At 38.7% G+C, this 359-nt stretch carries 1 pseudogene; it reads right to left on the bottom strand.

The window, feature by feature from the left end:
* Positions 1–194: 194 nt before the first annotated feature.
* Positions 195–359: pseudogene (locus B4F08_RS07325) on the bottom strand (phosphoglycerate dehydrogenase); the annotation flags it as partial.

Below are 359 nucleotides of genomic sequence, written 5' to 3'. Positions count from 1 at the left end.
GCAATCAGCAATAAAAAGGTCGCTTGGAGGTGGGGAGTACTTTTTAGATTTGGCATTATTAGAATACTAGATAGAGAAATGAATACTTGGAAAAAGTAGCGGAGAATGTGCTTGGGTGGCACATAAAATTTTAACAAGTATTCAAAAATAAAAAAACCACAGCTTGGCAGCTGTGGTTTTTAAATAGAGTCGAATTAGAACAATACGCGAACGCGGATTGTGCCTTCAACGTCTTGTAGAGTATCTAAAGCTTCTTGAGATGCTGTTGCGTCTACATCCATCACCAAGTAACCAACATCACCTTTGGTCATTAAAGACTGACCAGAAATGTTGATGCCGTGTTCAGCAAACAAGTTGTT

It is taken from the genome of Acinetobacter sp. UBA6720, assembly GCF_002454215.1.
In the GTDB taxonomy this organism is placed as follows: Bacteria; Pseudomonadota; Gammaproteobacteria; order Pseudomonadales; family Moraxellaceae; genus Acinetobacter.
This window is presented reverse-complemented; position numbering and strand designations above follow the sequence as displayed.